Source organism: Pseudomonas sp. HTZ2, from assembly GCF_033173945.1.
Lineage (GTDB): Bacteria > Pseudomonadota > Gammaproteobacteria > Pseudomonadales > Pseudomonadaceae > Aquipseudomonas > Aquipseudomonas guariconensis.
Genome location: NZ_CP137332.1, coordinates 4,251,300 through 4,269,060 on the forward strand (window position 1 = coordinate 4,251,300; position 17,761 = coordinate 4,269,060).

Annotated in this window: 17 protein-coding genes; 12 read left to right on the forward strand and 5 right to left on the reverse strand. The window is 64.4% G+C overall.

What is annotated here, in order from left to right:
• Positions 1-66: 66 nt before the first annotated feature.
• Positions 67-1,269 (reverse strand): NAD(P)/FAD-dependent oxidoreductase, encoded by a 1,203-nt coding sequence (locus R6G97_RS19685; RefSeq protein WP_090342198.1) that lies wholly within the window; start codon positions 1,267-1,269, stop codon positions 67-69.
• Between the two features lie 269 nt (positions 1,270-1,538).
• On the opposite strand from R6G97_RS19685, the gene R6G97_RS19690 reads away from it, so the two are divergent.
• Entirely contained in the window at positions 1,539-2,081 is a 543-nt protein-coding gene (locus R6G97_RS19690; RefSeq protein WP_043212729.1) for an RrF2 family transcriptional regulator, read from the forward strand.
• Between the two features lie 35 nt (positions 2,082-2,116).
• On the forward strand, positions 2,117-2,893 hold the full coding sequence (tam, locus tag R6G97_RS19695) for a trans-aconitate 2-methyltransferase (RefSeq protein ID WP_317847389.1): 777 nt from the start codon (positions 2,117-2,119) through the stop codon (positions 2,891-2,893).
• Here tam and R6G97_RS19700 read toward each other — a convergent pair.
• Together R6G97_RS19700 and R6G97_RS19705 are read right to left on the reverse strand one after the other, a co-directional pair.
• On the reverse strand, positions 2,883-3,254 hold the full coding sequence (locus R6G97_RS19700; RefSeq protein ID WP_043212733.1) for a DUF2784 domain-containing protein: 372 nt from the start codon (positions 3,252-3,254) through the stop codon (positions 2,883-2,885). The two genes, tam and R6G97_RS19700, sit on opposite strands and share 11 nt — an antisense overlap.
• 126 nt (positions 3,255-3,380) lie before the next feature.
• Entirely contained in the window at positions 3,381-4,250 is an 870-nt protein-coding gene (locus tag R6G97_RS19705; protein WP_043212735.1) for a LysR substrate-binding domain-containing protein, read from the reverse strand.
• A gap of 262 nt (positions 4,251-4,512) precedes the next feature.
• Between R6G97_RS19705 and R6G97_RS19710 the strand changes: the two genes are divergently transcribed.
• From R6G97_RS19710 to R6G97_RS19730, 5 genes are all read left to right on the forward strand, one after another.
• Positions 4,513-5,829, forward strand: a complete 1,317-nt coding sequence (locus tag R6G97_RS19710; protein WP_317847390.1) for an MFS transporter — start codon at positions 4,513-4,515, stop codon at positions 5,827-5,829.
• 13 nt (positions 5,830-5,842) lie between these two features.
• Positions 5,843-7,234 (forward strand): FAD-dependent oxidoreductase, encoded by a 1,392-nt coding sequence (locus tag R6G97_RS19715; protein WP_090342201.1) that lies wholly within the window; start codon positions 5,843-5,845, stop codon positions 7,232-7,234.
• 126 nt (positions 7,235-7,360) lie between these two features.
• A complete protein-coding gene (locus tag R6G97_RS19720) occupies positions 7,361-8,071 on the forward strand; it encodes a YebC/PmpR family DNA-binding transcriptional regulator (RefSeq protein WP_043212740.1) in 711 nt (236 codons plus the stop codon).
• An 85-nt stretch (positions 8,072-8,156) separates the two neighbouring features.
• Positions 8,157-9,101: a LysR family transcriptional regulator gene (locus tag R6G97_RS19725; protein ID WP_317847391.1), complete on the forward strand. Its 945-nt coding sequence runs from the start codon at positions 8,157-8,159 to the stop codon at positions 9,099-9,101.
• A gap of 87 nt (positions 9,102-9,188) precedes the next feature.
• Positions 9,189-10,601, forward strand: coding sequence for a DOPA decarboxylase (locus R6G97_RS19730; protein WP_317847392.1), 1,413 nt, complete (start codon positions 9,189-9,191; stop codon positions 10,599-10,601).
• 95 nt (positions 10,602-10,696) lie between these two features.
• On the opposite strand, the gene R6G97_RS19735 is transcribed toward R6G97_RS19730, so the two are convergent.
• Entirely contained in the window at positions 10,697-12,070 is a 1,374-nt protein-coding gene (locus tag R6G97_RS19735; protein ID WP_070575361.1) for an MFS transporter, read from the reverse strand.
• Positions 12,071-12,486: 416 nt separating this feature from the next.
• Between R6G97_RS19735 and quiC the strand changes: the two genes are divergently transcribed.
• Together quiC and R6G97_RS19745 are read left to right on the forward strand one after the other, a co-directional pair.
• Positions 12,487-14,394 carry a 3-dehydroshikimate dehydratase QuiC gene (gene quiC / locus R6G97_RS19740; RefSeq protein WP_317847393.1) on the forward strand — a complete coding sequence of 636 codons (1,908 nt, stop codon included), beginning with the start codon at positions 12,487-12,489 and terminating at the stop codon, positions 14,392-14,394.
• Positions 14,395-14,541: 147 nt separating this feature from the next.
• Positions 14,542-15,213, forward strand: a complete 672-nt coding sequence (locus R6G97_RS19745) for a TetR/AcrR family transcriptional regulator (RefSeq protein WP_043213716.1) — start codon at positions 14,542-14,544, stop codon at positions 15,211-15,213.
• 36 nt (positions 15,214-15,249) lie between these two features.
• Here the strand turns inward: R6G97_RS19745 and R6G97_RS19750 are convergent, their stop codons facing one another.
• A complete protein-coding gene (locus R6G97_RS19750) occupies positions 15,250-16,257 on the reverse strand; it encodes a GlxA family transcriptional regulator (protein ID WP_043213714.1) in 1,008 nt (335 codons plus the stop codon).
• A 127-nt stretch (positions 16,258-16,384) separates the two neighbouring features.
• Here R6G97_RS19750 and R6G97_RS19755 point away from each other — a divergent pair, with 127 nt between their 5' ends.
• The 3 genes from R6G97_RS19755 to R6G97_RS19765 all read left to right on the forward strand — a co-directional run bounded on the left by R6G97_RS19755 (position 16,385) and on the right by R6G97_RS19765 (position 17,757).
• Entirely contained in the window at positions 16,385-16,852 is a 468-nt protein-coding gene (locus R6G97_RS19755) for a hypothetical protein (protein WP_043213709.1), read from the forward strand.
• 76 nt (positions 16,853-16,928) lie between these two features.
• Positions 16,929-17,141, forward strand: a complete 213-nt coding sequence (locus tag R6G97_RS19760) for a PLDc N-terminal domain-containing protein (protein ID WP_043213707.1) — start codon at positions 16,929-16,931, stop codon at positions 17,139-17,141.
• Between the two features lie 118 nt (positions 17,142-17,259).
• Entirely contained in the window at positions 17,260-17,757 is a 498-nt protein-coding gene (locus R6G97_RS19765) for a GNAT family N-acetyltransferase (protein ID WP_090342220.1), read from the forward strand.
• The last annotated feature ends 4 nt before the right edge of the window (positions 17,758-17,761 follow it).

The following is a 17,761-nucleotide window of genomic DNA, read 5'->3' on the forward strand; positions in this document are numbered from 1 at the left end:
CTTGAACAGTTGGTCAAAAAAAGGCAAAAAAAAAGAGGCCGCATTGCGGCCTCTTTGACACAGGGTTTACACGACAGGGATCAGCGGATCGGCCGCCGCCAGGGCTACGGCTCGATCCGCCGCCGGTGGGTAGATCCACACTGTATTGATCTGGCGTTTGAGGTCCTTGCCCTCCTGGCCTTTGTACTTGAGTGTGCGTTCCCAGCCCTCGCTGAACGTCGCGCCCCAACCGCCGAGGTCGAGGCAGGTCACGTACACCGGCTGGCGGTACACCACCGGCGCCACACCCAGCAGGTCGGCGGCCGCATTGTTACCGCAGTGGCGACCCATGGGGATGGCGTGCTGGCAGGTCATCAGAGCGTGATTGCCCGACTCGTCCACCGCCGCCCAGGCCACATCGCCAGTGGCGTAGATGTGTTCCTGGCCGATCACCTTGAGGTGGTCATCCACTCGCAGGCGGCCAAAGCCGTCACGTTCGCCGGGGACCTGAGCCGTCAGCGGGCTGGCCTTGACGCCCACGGTCCAGATCACGGTCTTGCTGGCGATGTACTCGCCGTCGTCCAAGGTCACGCCGCCCGCATCGACTGCCACCACCGAGCGCCCTGTCAGCCATTGCACTCCCGCCTGTTCACAAGCTTCGACGATCGAAGGCGTGATACCTGCACCCAGCGCCGCGCCAATGCTGGGGCCACGATCGACCACCACTACCCGCACGGGGGCGTCTTCGCCGAGGATGGTACGCAGGCGCGTCGGCATTTCAGTCGCGGTCTCGATGCCGGTGAAACCACCACCGCAGACCACCACGGTATCGCGGGCCGGGGAGGCCGGCTGCTTGGTCAGGCCAACCAGGTGCTGCTCCAGGCGCATGGCCGATTCCATCTGATCGACATCGAAGGTGTGCTCGGCCAGGCCCGGGACCGGTGGGCGGGCCACCTGGCTTCCGGCGGCGAGCACCAGGCGGTCGTAACCGATTTGCCGCGGCTGGCCGTCGGCGTCGGTGTAGCCGACGGTGCGACCTTCCACATCGATGGTCTGGGCGTGCCCCTTGATGAAGGTGACTCCTACGGTCTCGAACAGGGCGCCCAGCGGCGCCTTCATGCTGTGCACGTCGCTTTCGTAGAAGCGCGGGCGGATGCGCAGTTCGGCCTGGGGAGCCAGCACACTAATGCTGACATCGCCGCGCTGGGCCTGGTCGAGCAGGCGGGCGGCGCTCAAAGCGCTCCAGACACCGGCAAAGCCGGCACCGATGATCAGGATATGTGGGTTCATGAAGGTGCTCCAACAAGGTTCGCAAGGGGAAGTGAACGAGCCTTCGGCGAGGGTCTGCACTGTCGCCGAGTAACTACGACTTTATTGGTCGTAGTTTAAAACGGCAAGGTTTTTTTGCGCACGGCGCTGCGAGTGCGTTCTGCCGTTTGGCTAGGACCTTCGGTTTAAAGGGGCTGCAAGGCTCATGAGCAAGACGGACGGCATCGCGAAATTTTGCTCGCCGATTCACATAGGCGTACTATTTGCGACAATATTGGTCGGAGATTGACATGTCCCTTTACAGTGCCGGGGTCGAATACGGCATCCATTGCCTGCTGTTTCTGGTGGATGAGCGTGGTGAAAGCCGCGAGTCCAGCGTCCGTGACCTGGCCGAGTTGCAAGGCGTGCCCCAGGAGTACCTGGCCAAGGTATTCACCAAACTCGCCCGTGCAGGGCTTGTGGCTGCTACAGAAGGCGTGCGTGGCGGTTTTCGTCTGGCGCGGCCGTCCGATGAGATCACCGTGCTGGATATCGTCCACGCCATCGATGGACCGAAAAAGATTTTCGATTGCCGCGAGATCCGCGAGCGCTGCGTCCTGTTCGAGGGCGCGCCGCCGGGCTGGGCCACCGAGGGTGTCTGCGCGATCCATGCGGTGATGATGGGAGCGCAGAAGCGCATGGAGGAAGCCCTGGCCCAGCAGACCATCCTCGATCTGGCCCGGCGTTTCGGGCGCAAGGCGCCGGCGCAGTTCGGTCAGCAAATCAATGACTGGATGAGCGAGCGACGCGAAGGCAAGGGCAGTGCCGGTGACATCCCGCTGACCGAAGTCTAGGCTCTTGGCATTGAGCCTTTTGCAGGAGCCCCGTCATGGCCTGGTCCACTACGCAGTATTCCCTGTTCGAAGATGAGCGCACCCGCGCCGTGCGTGACCTGCTCGCCGCGGTGCCCCCCCGGCCGGTACGCCATGCCACCGACTTGGGCTGCGGACCGGGCAATTCCACCGAAGTGCTGCGCGGCCAGCACCCCGATGCGATGGTGGTAGCGTTGGACAGTGACCCGGACATGATCGACAAGGCACGCCAGCGTCGTCGCCTGTGCGTGCCGCAGGTACGCTGTGAAGTCGGCGATATCGCCAGCTGGTCGGCCGCCGAGCCGCAGGACCTGATTCTCGCCAATGCCTCGCTGCAATGGGTGCCCGACCATGGCACCCTTTATCCGCACCTGATTCGCCAGCTCACCGAGGGCGGTACTCTGGCGGTGCAAACCCCCGACAACCTGGACGAGCCTGCCCATCGCCAGTTGCGTGAGATCGCCAGCCAAGGCCCCTGGGCCGACCTGTTCGCCGACTTCTCACTGCCGCCCCGGCACAACGCGGCGTTCTACTACGACTTGCTCAGCCCGCTGTGCAGCCGCGTGGATGTGTGGCGCACCACCTACCACCACCCGCTCGTGGGCGGGGCAGAGGCTGTGGTCGAGTGGTTCAAAGGGTCGGCCTTGCGTCCCTACTTGGCGCGCCTGGACGCGCAGCAGCAGGAAGATTTTTTGCAGTTGTACTTGCAAGCGATGCAGCGCGACTACCCGCCCTCGACCGATGGCAAGGTGCTGTTGGCGTTTCCACGGTTGTTCGTGGTCGCTACCCGCTAGATCGGCGCCAGCGCCGGATCACGTAGCTGTACACGACGAGGTTCTGTAACAGCACGAACAACCCCAACAGCGTCTGGATCTGGGGCGTCAATCCAGCGGGGTAGATCAGCGGCCAGATGTAGTGCTCGACGAAGCCACCCTGGTAGCCGGCCCCACCGGCCGCGGCGCGCATGCGGTTCTCCCAGCCGGTCAACGGGCAGGCCAGGTGCAGGCCCTCCACCGCCAGCCCCCAGGCCAGGGCGGGTAGGTGAATGAACAGGGCCGCGCGCCATTTGACGACCAGCAGGCCGCCGAACAGCACCAGCAGGATGAACGCCAGGTGCACCAGAACCAAGGCGTCGGCGGCAAGGCGATACAGCATGCGGTGAATCCCTGCGCAACAACGGTGCCTTGAGCATATGCCATTGCCGTTGCCGCCGGCTAAACGTCTGCTATTGCCTGTCCCGACCTGTTCGCAGGCTTACCTGGGAACAGGCCAACGCGATTGTCAGTGTTCTTCCTGCACCATCTGCAGGAAAGTCGCCACCACCCGCCGAGTGCGCTGCTCGCTCAGGCAGACTAGCGTCTCGGTCAGGTGCCGTTGGCAATCAAGGATCGGTAAGGCGCATACCCGTGCATCGGCACCGAATTCGGCCGCTGAGACCACGCCCACGCCGATCCCCACTACCACCGCCTCGCGGGCCGCCTCACGGCCCTCCACCTGGATCGCCGAGCGTATGCGCAGGCCGGCGCGCTGCATTTCTTCTTCGAGGGTCTGGCGGGTCACCGAGCCGGGCTCACGCAGCACCAGTGGCGTGTCGTCCAGGTCGGCCAGGTGGATCGCGCCGCGGCTGGCCCAAGGGTGGTTGTGGGAGACGAACGCGACCATCGGGTCGCGGCGCATGGGCACGCAGAACAACCGCTCGTCATCCACATCGCGGCCGAGCAGGGCAAGGTCGGCCTGGTAGCTGAACAGCCGTGCCAGAGACTCGTCGGTGTTGCCCGTTTCGATCTTCACCTGGATGCCCGGGTAGCGCTGGCAGAACCGGGCGATCTGCGGCAGCACGTGTACCGGGGCATCCACGGCCAGTACCAGGCTGCCGGTGTGCAGGGCGCGGGAATCCTGCAGCAGTTCCACCGCCTCGGTCTCGCAGGCAAACAGGCGCTGGGTGATGCCCAGCAGACGCTCGCCCAGGTCGGTCAGTTGGACCGAGCGCTTGTTGCGGTGAAACAGCAACACGCCATAACGCTCCTCCAGTTTGCGGACTTGATCGGAGACCGCCGGCTGGGTCAGAAAGAGTTTTTCGGCGGCGCGGGTAAAGCTGCCGTGCTGGGCGACAGCGTGAAAGGCCTTCAGTTGAGCGTGGGAGACCGACATGACGTACTCCGTTACAAGCTGAGCTTATGTGTGAAATACGATAAATCGATTTTATTTATCAGTCACCAACTGGTTCCATGTCCGACAGTCCGACGGTGCTTTGCAAGCAATCACCGGGGGCCATGGTAATCAGCCGGTCATCCCGATCTGCGGTGCCATCTGACCAGTGACGGTCCTCCTCGTCATGCAGTGCGCAACACAACAACAAAACAGGCGTTTTTTCACATTCTGCCGGCACACTTGAGCAAGAGGTCAGAGTCAAATGAATCAATCCCTAGCGGCCATGAAGCGCTGGCGCGTCCAGATCTTCGCAATCACCTGGCTGGCATACGCCGCCTTCTACTTCACTCGCAAAGCCTTCTCGGTGGCCAAGCTTGGCATCGGCGAGGACCCGACGTTCATGCTCGACAAGGCCGCCATGGCCAACCTCGACGGTATCTACCTGGCCGCCTATGCCGTGGGCCAGTTCACCTGGGGCATGCTCGCCGACCGCTTCGGGCCACGCGTGGTGGTGCTCGGCGGCTTGCTGATTTCCGCAGCCGCTGCCCTGGTGATGGGCAGTTATGCCACGTTCCCGATCTTTGCCACCTGCATGTTGATCCAAGGCCTGGCGCAGTCCACCGGGTGGGCGGGGCTGTGCAAGAACATCGGTAGTTTCTTCCCGGCCGTGCAGCGTGGGCGTGTCCTGGGCCTGTGGAGTTCCTGCTATGCCTTCGGCGGCCTGGTAGCATCGCCGTTCGCCGGGTGGTGGGCCTACACCCTGATCGGCAGCTGGCACGCGGCGTTCTTCTCCAGCGCCGCGGTGGTGGCGGGCGTGGCCGTTCTGTTCTTCATCTTCCAGCGCAACAAGCCTGAGGATGTGGGGCTGCCGGCGGTGGAGCCGGAGCCGCAGAGCATGGCCCCTGGCGCGAGCCTGGGCAGCGTGTGGGAGCCTTTGAAGGAAATCCTGCGCAACCGTACTGTGCTGACCCTGGGCTTGGCCTACTTCATGCTCAAACCTGCCCGTTACGCGATCTTGCTGTGGGGGCCAGTGATCGTCTTCGAACAGATGCCCTCGGTGGGCAAGGTCGGCGCGGCCATCATCCCGACGGCCTTCGAGCTGGCCGGCCTGCTGGGGCCGATCCTTATCGGCCTGGCCTCGGATAAGCTGTTCGGCGCGCGCCGCATGCCGGCCTGCGTGATCAGCCTGGTGCTGCTGACGGTCGCCCTGGCGGCGTTCATGGGCGCCATGCACACCGGCAGCGTGGTGTTGGTGGTCGGCTTGCTGTTCGTGATGGGCCTGACCCTGTACGGGCCGGACTCGATGATCAGCGGCGCGGCAGCCATCGACTTCGGTACCGCCAAATCCGGCGCAACCGCCGCCGGTTTCGTCAACGGCTGCGGCTCGGTGGGCGCAGTGCTCGGTGGCCTGCTGCCGGGCTACTTCGACAGCGTCACGGTGTTCATCATCTTCGCCGGCACCGCGCTGTTCTCGGCCCTGGTCCTGCTGCCGCACTGGAACAGCCGCCCGGCCAGCGTCGCTGCGGCCAATGACGTGGCACCCAACACCGCAATGGCAATCAAGCCGGCGCGCACCTAAAGGAAAGCGACCCATGAGACCCTTCTGGCTGCAACAGGCCCTGGACACGGAAGATCAGGCGGTGTGTCCGCCGCTGATCGGCGATGCGCGATGCGACGTGTGCATCGTCGGCGGAGGCTACACCGGCTTGTGGACGGCGCTGATGCTCAAGGAGCAGGCGCCCGAACTGGATGTGATGCTGATCGAGGCGGACATCTGCGGTGCCGGGGCCAGCGGCCGGAACGGGGGATGCGCGCTGTCGTGGTCGGCTAAATACTTCACCCTCGAACGCCTGTTCGGGGCGCAGGAGGCAGTGCGCCTGGTGCGCGAGTCGGAGCGCAGCATCAGCGCCATCGGCGAGTTTTGCGCGGCCAACGGCATCCAGTGCGACTATCGCCTAGATGGCACCTTGTACACCGCGACCAACCAGGCCCAAGTCGGAGGCACCGATGCGGTGATCGCGGCCCTGGAGCAAAAAGGGATCAATTCGTTCCAGCGCCTGCCGTTGGAACAGGTACAACGTCTGGCAGGCTCTGAGCGTCATCTGGAAGGCTGGTACTCACCGGCCGCCGCCACGGTGCAGCCCGGCCGCCTGGTGCGTGGCCTGCGCCGGGTCGCGCTACAACGGGGTGTGCGGATTCACGAAGGCACCGCCATGACGGGGCTGGAGCATGGTGCGCCGGCCCAGGTGCGCACGGCGCGTGGGACCATTCGTGCAGATCGCGTAGTGCTGGGCCTCAATGCCTGGATGGCCCGGGCCTTCCCGCAGTTCGAGCGCAGTGTGGCGATCGTTTCCAGCGACATGATCATCACCGAGCCGTGTCCAGAGCTGCTGCGCGAGATCGGCCTGGTCAGTGGCGTCAGCGTCCTGGACTCGCGGATTTTCGTGCACTACTACCACAACACCAGCGATGGCCGACTGATGCTGGGCAAGGGCGGCAACACGTTCGCCTATGGCGGGCGCATGCTACCAGTGTTCGACCAGCCTTCGCCTTACCAGCCCCTGCTGCGTGAAAGCCTGGGCGATTTCTTCCCGGCGTTGGCCAACGTGCCCTTGGCGGCCAGCTGGAACGGACCGTCGGATCGCTCGGTGACCGGCTTGCCGTTCTTTGGCCGGCTGGACGGGCAGGGCAACGTGTTCTACGGCTTTGGCTACTCGGGCAGCGGTGTCGGGCCGTGCCACATGGGCGGGCAGATTCTGTCCTCGCTGGCCTTGGGCCTGGACAACCCGTGGACACGCTCGCCGTTGGTCAAGGGGCCGCTCGGTTACTTCCCGCCGGAGCCGATCCGTTACCTGGGCTCGCTGATGGTGCGCAATGCCATTCGCCGCAAGGAACGCGCCGAGGACCGCGGCGTGCGGCCACGGCGGTTCGATGTGCGTCTGGCCAAGTTCGCGGCGGCGGCGGGCAAGGCCGACAAGGCTTGATGCCAGGGGAGCCGCTCTGCGGTTGCTGTGCGATTTCTTGTCGATCAAGCAGGCGAGGGCGTATAAACTGCTCCCACTTTTGGCCGGTCGCTTCCTGAACCGGCCGCTGAAACAAAGAGAGTCGACATGGGCGCACAGTGGAAAGCCAAGCATAAAGAAGCCGCAGCCAACGCCAAAGGCAAGATCATGGGCAAGCTGGCCAAGGAAATTCAGATCGCCGCCAAATCCGGTGCCGATCCGGACATGAACCCGCGCCTGCGCCTGGCAGTGGAGCAGGCCAAGAAGGCTTCGATGACCCGTGAGACCCTGGAACGCGCGATCCGAAAGGGCGCAGGCCTGGACGGCGATGCCGTGCAGTACCACGCGGTGACCTACGAAGGGTTCGCCCCGCACCAGGTCCCGCTGATCGTCGAGTGCCTGACCGACAACATCAACCGTACCGTCGCTGAAATCCGCGTCGCCTTCCGCAAGGGCCAGCTCGGCTCCAGTGGTTCGGTCGCCTGGGACTTCAACCACGTCGGCCTGATCGAAGCCACTCCCAACGGCGATGCCGACCCTGAGCTGGCCGCCATCGAATCCGGCGCCCAGGACTTCGAGGAAGGCGAGGAAGAGGGCTCGACCCTGTTCATCACCGACACCACCGACCTGGATGCGGTGCAGAAGGCCCTGCCAGAACATGGTTTCACCGTGACCTCCGCCAAGATCGGCTATACCCCGAAAAACCCAGTCAGCGCAGCCAGCCTGAGCGCAGAAGCCCTGGCCGAAGTCGAGGCGTTCCTGGAAGCGATCGACAACCACGATGACGTGCAGAACGTCTACGTCGGCCTGACTGACTGATCAGCGGGGCCCCCATCGCCGGACACATCGGCCTCCCGAGGTGTCCGGCGACCGAGGGCACGGCCCTCGCCGGAGCCACCCATCGATGCATCCCACCTTCGCTTCCCTGAGCCTCGCTCACCTGCGTACCCTCGACTGCCTCCTGCAGTTGAAGAACCTCAGCCACGCCGCCGAACGTCTCGGTACCAGCCAGTCGGCCTTGAGCCGGCAACTGGCGCATCTGCGTGACGCCTTCGATGACCCGTTGCTGGTCCGCCAAGGACGCGGCTATGTGCTCAGCGAGCATGCCGAGTCGCTGGTCGAGCCGCTGCGCCAGGTGTTGGAGGAGCTGGCCGCCCTGCGCCAACCCGCCGCCTTCGATCCGGCGCGCTGTGAGCGGCGCTTCTGTATTGCCGCCTCGGACTACGTGGCCGAACACATGCTGCCGCTGCTGGTCAGCGCCTTGGAGCGTGAGGCGCCGGGCGTATCCTTGGAGTACCGCACCTGGCAGGCCGGCCAGTACGCCTTGTTGGCCAGTGGCGAGATCGACCTGGCCACTACCTTGTTCGACGAGTCTCCGCCCAACCTGCACGGCCGGCTGCTGGGGGAAGACCGCGCAGTGTGCCTGATGCGCGACGATCACCCACTGACCACCCAGCAGAGTTTGAACCAGGAGGATTACCTGGCCTTCAAGCATGTGCGCATTTCCGGCGGCGGCGACAAGGACAGCTTCATCGACCGTCATTTGCGTGCCCAGGGGTTGCAGCGGCGGATCAGCCTGGAGGTGCCGTTCTTCTCTGCCACGGTGCAGGTGATCGGTAATGGCCAGGCGCTGGCGACCGTGCCCGAGCACATCGCCCGCCAGCTGTGTCGTCTGCACCGTCTGGCCTGGCGGCCCCTGGGTTTCATCGAACATACCCAGCGCTATTGGGTGGTCTGGCACCAGCGTTTGCAGGCCTCGGCGGAACACCGCTGGCTGCGCAACCGGGTCTTCGAGTTGTGGCGGCAGTCGCAGTTTGGGGTGCAGGGCGGGCATGCGTCTTCGCCATAGCACCTATGCGCGAAACGGGGTTCTTCGCAGTGCCTGGCGCACCTAGACTCTGTCGTCCATAGCGTCAGCAGCCCAAGGAGATTGCGCGTGACCCCGGAAGACTTTCGCCAATACGGCCACCAATTGATCGACCTGATCGCCGACTACCGCCAAAGCGTCGCCGAGCGACCGGTCATGGCCCAGGTCGAGCCTGGCTACCTCAAGGCCGCCTTGCCCAGCGAGGCGCCACAACAAGGTGAGCCGTTCGAAGCCATACTCGCCGATGTCGACAAGCTGCTGATGCCGGGTCTGTCCCACTGGCAACACCCCAACTTCTATGGCTACTTCCCGTCGAACGGCACCTTGTCGTCGGTGCTGGGTGATTTTCTCAGCACCGGGCTGGGCGTGCTGGGGCTGTCCTGGCAATCGAGCCCGGCCCTGAGCGAACTGGAGGAAACCACCCTGGACTGGCTGCGCCAGCTGCTCGGGCTGTCAGCACAGTGGAGCGGGGTAATCCAGGACACCGCCTCGACCAGCACCCTGGTGGCATTGATCTGCGCCCGCGAGCGTGCCACCGACTACGCCCTGGTGCGCGGCGGCCTGCAGGCCCAGGCCAAACCGTTGGTGGTGTATGTCAGCGCCCACGCCCACAGCTCGGTGGACAAGGCTGCGCTGCTGGCCGGCTTTGGCCGCCAGAACATCCGCCTGATCCCCACCGACGAACACTTCGCCATGCGCCCCGAGGCGCTGCAGGCTGCCATCGAGCAGGACCTGGCAGCCGGCAACCAGCCTTGCGCGGTGGTCGCCACCACCGGCACAACGGCCACCACGGCCCTCGACCCGCTGGCGGCGATCGGCGCCATCACTCAGGCGCACAAGCTGTGGCTGCACGTGGACTCGGCCATGGCTGGTTCGGCGATGATCCTGCCCGAGTGCCGCTGGATGTGGGATGGCATCGAGTTGGCCGACTCGGTGGTGGTCAATGCCCACAAGTGGCTGGGTGTGGCGTTCGACTGTTCGATCTACTACGTGCGTGATCCACAACACCTGATCCGGGTGATGAGCACCAACCCCAGCTACCTGCAATCGGCAGTCGATGGCCAGGTGAAAAACCTGCGCGACTGGGGTATCCCCCTGGGCCGGCGTTTCCGTGCGCTGAAGCTGTGGTTCATGTTGCGCAGCGAAGGCGTCGAGGCCCTGCAGCAGCGCCTGCGCCGGGACCTGGACAACGCCCGCTGGCTGGCCGAGCAGATCGAGGCCGCACCGCACTGGCAGTTGTTGGCGCCGGTGCAGCTGCAGACGTTGTGCATTCGTCACTGCCCGCCGGGGCTGGAGGGGGAGGCGTTGGATGCCCATACCCGGGCCTGGGCGGATCGGCTCAATGGCTCCGGCCATGCCTACGTGACCCCGGCGACCCTGGAGGGGCGCTGGATGGTGCGGGTGTCGGTGGGGGCGCTACCGACCGAGCGGGCGCATGTGGAGCAGTTGTGGGCGAGGCTTCAGACCATCGTCAACGGCTGACAGCAGCCTCTATGAACCCCGTTCCCACAAGGTCAGCATGGGCCCTGCGGGAGCGGGCTTTTTGCGCGGCTCAGGCCGCTCTCACAGGGTGTGTGTCAGCGGCTCACTGCCTGGAAACTGCTTTTGCGGCTGGCTTCATAGGCGCCTTTGTCCATGGGCCTGGCCTGTGGGTTGCCCAGGTCTTCCATGGCCAGACGGTGGGTTTCCGGCGCGATGTAGGCGGCGAGGGCGCACAGGCAGGTGATGAAGAACGCCAGGCTACCGACCACCAGCGGAATGTTGTCCGAGCCGGGCGGGGCGACGGTGGCGAACAGCGCGGGCAACATGGCGGTGAGCATGGTGCCGATGTTTTGCGCAATGGCCATGGCCGAGACGCGATAGCGGGTCTGGAACAGCTCCGGGTAGAAGCTTGGGAATACCGCGTTGTACCCCTGGTAGACCATGCCCCACATCAGGATCGACACGCCAAAGGCCAGCGGCACGTTCTGGATGCTGATCGCATAGAGGTAGACGAAGGCCAGCAGGCCCGAGCCCAGGCAGCCGGCGATCATGGTCGGGCGACGGCCAATCTTGTCCGACAGGTTGCCGACGAACGGGATCACCAGCACCGCGACGATATTGCCCACCACCGGGATCCACAGGTACACGCTCTTGTCGAAGCCGATGCCATAGGCCGGTTGTACCGCGTAGGCTGCGCCGAAGATGGTTGCCACCACCGGAATCACGTTCATCAACGCCATGAAGGCCACCAGCACCATGCATTTCCAGCTGTGTCGGAAGGCTTCACTGATCGGCGACTTGGCGACTTTGTCCTGCTGTTCTTCCTGCACGAAGGCCGGGGTCTCGTGGACTTCCTTGCGGATGAAATAGCCGGCCACCAGCACCAGCGCGCTCATCAGGAACGGGATACGCCAGCCCCATTCATTGAAGGCCTCGCTAGGCATGAAATAAGCCAGCGGCAGGAACACCGCCGCCGCCATCACCTGGCCGGCCTGCACGCCTTGCAGGGTGTAACTGGCGTAGTAGCCACGCCGCCCGAACGGGGCGTGCTCCATGATCATCGAGCTGGCGCCGGAGATCTCGCCGGCCACCGCGAAGCCTTGGACCAGGCGCAGCACCACCAAAAGGGCCGGGGCCAGCAGGCCGATGTCGTGGTAGGTCGGCAGCAGGCCGACGGCCATGGTCGACAGCCCCATCAGGAACATGCACAGCAACAAGACGTTCTTGCGACCGCGGGTATCGCCCCAATGGCCGAGTACGAAGGCGCCCAGCGGGCGGGCCAGGTAGCCGACCCCGTAGGTCGCCAGCGAGGCGATGATGGCCATTTTCGGGTCGGTGGAGGGGAAGAAGATCTGCGGAAAGATCAGTGCCGCAGCCTGGGCATAGATGAAGAAGTCGTAGTACTCGAGTGCCGAGCCGATCCACCCGCTGGCGGTCGCTTTCTTGGCTTGGGAGTTGGAGTGGGCCATCGTTTTCTCCGGTGTTCTTGTAGGTCAGCGGGAGGCTGTTCAGGAGTGATCAGTCGATGACTGATGCCGATGGGACGAACAAGCAGGTGCGGGTCGCAGGGCGAGGGAAGTGTGCATAGGTCGGTACCCGGTTATTGAATTTATTATGCCGTGACGCTGGGCCTGTCAGCACGACACCTGCTGAACGTGGGGGCAGGGGCCGTTGCTGGGGATTCATGGTTGTCCAGGGGCAGACCTGAATCAATTCGCCAAAACCGCTTTTGTTCGGTAATCGAACAAAAACTAACTGTTTCGTACAAAACGCATTGCGGGGCTGACTTTACCTGCGAATAATCGATCGTGCCAGGCTCCCACGGGCCTGTGACCGTCAGCCCGCGCAACCTTCGGGGGGCGCGCCAATAACAAGGAACTCCCCCATGCAGCGTTCGATTGCCACCGTGTCCTTGAGCGGTACATTGCCGGAAAAGCTCGAAGCCATTGCCGCTGCTGGCTTCGACGGCGTCGAGATCTTCGAGAACGATCTTCTGTATTACGCCGGCAGCCCCCGTGAAGTCCGTCAGTTGTGCCGCGATCTGGGCCTGGCGATCACGCTGTTCCAGCCGTTTCGCGACTTCGAGGGCTGCCGACGCGAGCGCCTGCAGAAAAACCTCGACCGCGCCGAGCGCAAGTTCGACCTGATGCAGGAGTTGGGCACCGACCTGGTGCTGGTGTGCAGCAACGTCCAGGCCGACGCCCTGGGCGATGAGCAGCTGCTGGTGGACGATCTGCGCCTGCTCGCCGAGCGTGCCGGCCAGCGCGGGCTGCGCATTGGCTATGAAGCGTTGGCGTGGGGGCGTCACGTCAATACCTACCAGCAGGTATGGAACCTGGTGCGCCAGGCCGATCATCCGGCCCTGGGGGTGATCCTCGACAGCTTCCACACCCTGTCGCTCAAGGGCGATCCGAGTGGCATCCACCAGATCCCTGGCGAGAAGATCTTCTTCGTGCAGATGGCCGATGCCCCGATCCTGGCCATGGATGTGCTGGAGTGGAGCCGGCATTTCCGCTGCTTCCCTGGCCAGGGTGAGATGGATCTGGCGGGTTTTCTCGCCCCGATTCTGGCCACGGGGTACCGCGGCCCACTGTCGCTGGAGATCTTCAACGACGGTTTCCGCGCCGCCCCGCCCCGGCAGAACGCCGCCGATGGCCTGCGCTCGTTGCTTTACCTGGAGGAGCAGACCCGCGTGCGGCTCGCCCAGCAAGCCCACACCGTGGAGCCGGGCGTGTTGTTCGACCCGCCGCCGGCCAGCGGCTACGAGGGCGTTGAGTTTCTCGAGTTCGCGGTGGACGAGGCCACCGGAGCGCAGTTGGGCGCATGGCTCAAGCGCCTGGGCTTTGCCGAAAGCGGACAGCACCGCAGCAAGGACGTGCGCCTGCTGCGCCAGGGCGAGATCAATATCGTGCTCAATGCCGAACCCTATTCCTTCGCCCACAACTTCTTCGAGGCCCATGGCCCATCGCTGTGTGCCACGGCGCTGCGCGTCACCGACGGCCAGGCCGCCCTGGGGCGGGCGACCGCTTATCGAGGACAACCGTTCCGTGGATTGGTCGGCCCCAACGAGCGGGAGATCCCCGCTGTGCGCGCCCCCGACGGCAGCCTGATCTATCTGGTGGAGCAGGCGGGCGAGGGCCAGACGATCTATGACAGTGATTTTCGCCTCGACCCGCAGGCCATTCCCAGTGGCGGCCTGCAGCGCATCGACCACATGGCCCTGGCGCTGCCGGCCGAGTCGCTGGACAGCTGGGTGCTGTTCTATAAGAGCCTGTTCGATTTTGCCGCCGACGACGAGGTGGTGTTGCCCGACCCCTATGGTCTGGTCAAGAGCCGCGCCCTGCGTAGCGCCTGCGCCACGCTTCGGCTGCCGCTGAACATCTCGGAAAACCGCAACACCGCCATCGCCCACGCGCTTTCGAGCTACCGTGGCTCGGGCGTGCACCACATCGCCTTTGCCTGCGAGGACATCTTTGCCGAGGTGGCCCGGGCCAAGGAAGCCGGCGTGCCGCTGCTGGAAATCCCGCTGAACTACTACGACGACCTGGCGGCGCGCTTCGACTTCGACGATGAGTTCTTGAGCGAACTGGCGTACTACAACGTGCTCTATGACCGCGATGCCCAGGGCGGGGAGCTGTTCCACGTGTACACCGAGCCGTTCGAGGGGCGGTTCTTCTTCGAGGTCCTGCAGCGCAAGGGAGATTACGCAGGGTACGGCGCGGCCAACGTGGCGGTGCGCCTGGCGGCGCTGGCCAAGGCGCGCAGCGGGGCAGGGCGCAAACCGGTCCTGTGACGACTCGGGTTTGCGGTGTTTCGACCAGGGCCCACCAGACCAGGTAGGGCCCACCAAACCTGACTACCCGACCAACACCACGCTTCCCTGCATCGTCCCGCTCGCGGATAATCCCACCCCATTGAAAACAACAGCCTGCGAGTGGGTATGAGTGATTCGGTAGTCAATCTCGGCCAGCCTGAGATCGAAGGGCCGCGCAAGTCGCGCAAGAACAACCCCGAAAAAACCCGCGAGGACATCCTCCAGGCCGCCATTCACGAGTTCGTCCAGCAAGGTCTGGCCGGGGCGCGGGTCGACGCCATCGCCGAGCGCACCGCCACCTCCAAGCGCATGATCTACTACTACTTCGGCAGCAAGGAGCAGCTGTACGTCGAGTGCCTGGTCAAACTCTACGGCGATATCCGCAAGACCGAGCACAGCCTGGACCTGGAGTCTCTACCGGCCGTGCAGGCCATCGAGCGGCTGGTGGAGTTCACCTTCGACCACCACGACCATAACGTGGATTTCGTGCGCATCGTCTGCACCGAGAACATCCACTACGGCGAGTACGTCAAGCAATCGCCGGTCATCCGCGAGATGAGCAGTCTGGTGCTTGAGGCGTTGGGCCGCACCTTGCGCCGGGGCGTGGAGGAGGGCGTGTTCCGCGCCGGTATCGAGGTGATCGACCTGCACATGCTGATGAGCTCGTTCTGTTTCTACCGGGTATCCAATCGCCACACCTTCAGTGAGATCTTCCAGATCGACCTCTCCGACGAGCAGATCAAGCAGCGCCACAAGCAGATGATCTGTGACGCGGTGCTGCGCTACATCCGCGCTTGATTCATGCCTTCGGGGCTGCAAAGCAGCCCCAGAAACTCATTCGCCCAGCCGTTGCTCGCGCGAGGGTGGATACCCGAAGTACGCCGCATAGCACTTGCTGAAGTGCGACACCGAGACAAAGCCGCAGGCCACCGCCACTTCCATCACTGACAGGTCGGAGTACTGCAGCAGGCGGCGGCTCTTGGTGATGCGCAGTTCCATGTAGTAGCGCCGTGGCGAGGTGCCGAGCTGCGCCTGGAACAGGCGGTCGATCTGGCGCCGCGAGCGTCCGCTGTAGGCGGCCAGCTGGTCGAGGCTCAGGGTTTCCTCAAGGTTGTTCTCCATCAGTTCGACGATGGTGCGCAGATGCAGGCTCATGGACTTCTTCGCCCCCGGCCCGACCTGGCGATAGCGGGCGCCGGAGAACGAGAGAATTTCCTCGACCCCTTCGGCCAGCGCATCGCCATACAGGCGTCGGACCAGGCCGAGCATCAATTCCATCGCACCGTTGGGGCTGGCGGCGGTCAGGCGGTCACGGTCGAGGGTGAAGCTGGCCGGAGTCAGGCGGGTTTGCGGGCTGCGCTCGGCAAGGCTGGCGCGCTGCTCTGGATGAATGCTGCAGCCGTAGTCGTCGAGCACGCCAGCGCGACCGAGGAACCACGCGCCGTTCCACAGCCCGCCCAGCGCCATGCCATGGGCGGCGCAGTCACTGAGCATGCGGTCGAGTTCGGGGTACTTGAGCGGCGTGCGCAAGCCGCCACAGATCACCAGCAGGTCCAGCTCCTTGAGGCTGGCGGCGTTCAGTTCGCTGGCCACCAGCTCTAGGCCCAGGTCGCTCAGCACCCGGTCGCCCTTGGGCGAGAGCGGCGTGAAACGGAAGCTGTCGGCGCGCAGCAGGTTGGCCGTCACCAGCACATCCATCGCCACGGTGAAGCTGGCCATGGAGAAGTGTTCGAGCAGGACGAAGTCGACCCGATAGGGCATCTGGCCGTTACCGGCAGTGGACTTGAGCCTCAACATGTTGCTGGTGCTGGTTTTCTGGCTGAACTGGCGTGGCGTGGACACTGCTGACTCCGCTTCCTGGCTGGCCGGATGAGTGTGCTGGGAGTCTGCGGGAAAGACAACCGGAGCACGCATGGCGGGCGCAGGGTCACTGGGCTATGCTGAGCCACCGCCTCGAGGACAATCCCCGATGAAATACGCCGCCGCATTGCTGCTGAGCCTGCTCCCACTGCTGGCCCAGGCGCTGGAGTCGGGCGACACGCTCGCACCCTGGACGCTGCTCGATCAATACGACCAGCCCTACAGCCTCGATACCGACACCCGCATCCTGCTGGTGGCACGCGACATGGATGGCGCAAAGCTCGTCAAGGCCGCCTTGGCCGAGCAACCCAAGGGGTATCTGCAAGCGCGTCATGCTGTGTTCCTTGCTGACATCCAGCGCATGCCCGCGATCATCGGCAAGCTGTTCGCCATCCCCGCCATGCGCGATTACAACTACCGCGTGGTGCTCGACCGCGAGGGACGGGTGGCCAGCCGCTATGGCGTCGGGGAGGGGCAGGTGCTGTGGCTGCAACTGGATCACCGGGTGCTCGCCGGGCAGCGGGTGTACACCGATGCCACGGCGCTCAAGGCCGCCCTGGAGCGGGCCACGCCTTGAGCCAGCCTGACGGATCCGACTGAACCCTTGCGCCTGAGCGTCGCCCAATGCAGTACATGCTTACGGGAGAACGCTCATGGAAATCGGAACGATCTGGATCATTGTCGCGGCCATTCTCATCCTGCTGGAGATCGTCGCCATCTGGCACATCATCGGCAGCGACCGGCGTGCCGAACGCAAGATGCTATGGGTCGTCTTCGTGGTGTATGTGCCCTTGCCAGGGCTGATCTTCTGGGCCTGGAAAGGGCCGCGAGCGGTCAAGGGCAGGGCGGTGCTGGAAGAACGATGATGGCCAGGGCCGCATCGCCTTGCGCCGCAGGCTGTCGCCAGTTCCCAGGGGGAATCCGGGGCGCAACGCGCCCCGCGAACTTCGCTAGAATCCCACCTCTTTTTCGCCGAGCCACACCATGCACGCCCCCCTCCAACTGCTCCAGACCTCCGCCGACCAGGCCGAGCTGATCCGCAACCTCTACCAGTTCTACGCCTACGAGTCCTCCGACTGGGAAGCCGAAGACGTCGAAGTGGACGGGCGCTTCTATATCCACGAAGAACACCTGGTCCGGTATTGGCAATCGCCCGGCTGGAGTGCCAGCGTGATCTTGGTCGATGGCTTCATCGCAGGCTTTGTGCTGATCGAGCGCAGTGAGCTGCCGGGGCTTGCGGCCACGGAACTCGCCGACCTGTTCATTCTCAAGCGCTATCGCCGCCAGGGCATCGGCAAGGCCATTGCCCAGCAACTGCTATGCAGCGGTACAGGAGACTGGCTGCTGCGCTGCTACGCCCAAGACCCGCCTGCAGTGGCGTTCTGTCGCGCTGTGCTGGCGGACTTGCCCCGTGCCTGGCGGGCTATCGCCCTGGACGATGAGCCGCTGCTGCTCAACTTTCTGGTCTCGCCCGTCCACTGAGCTG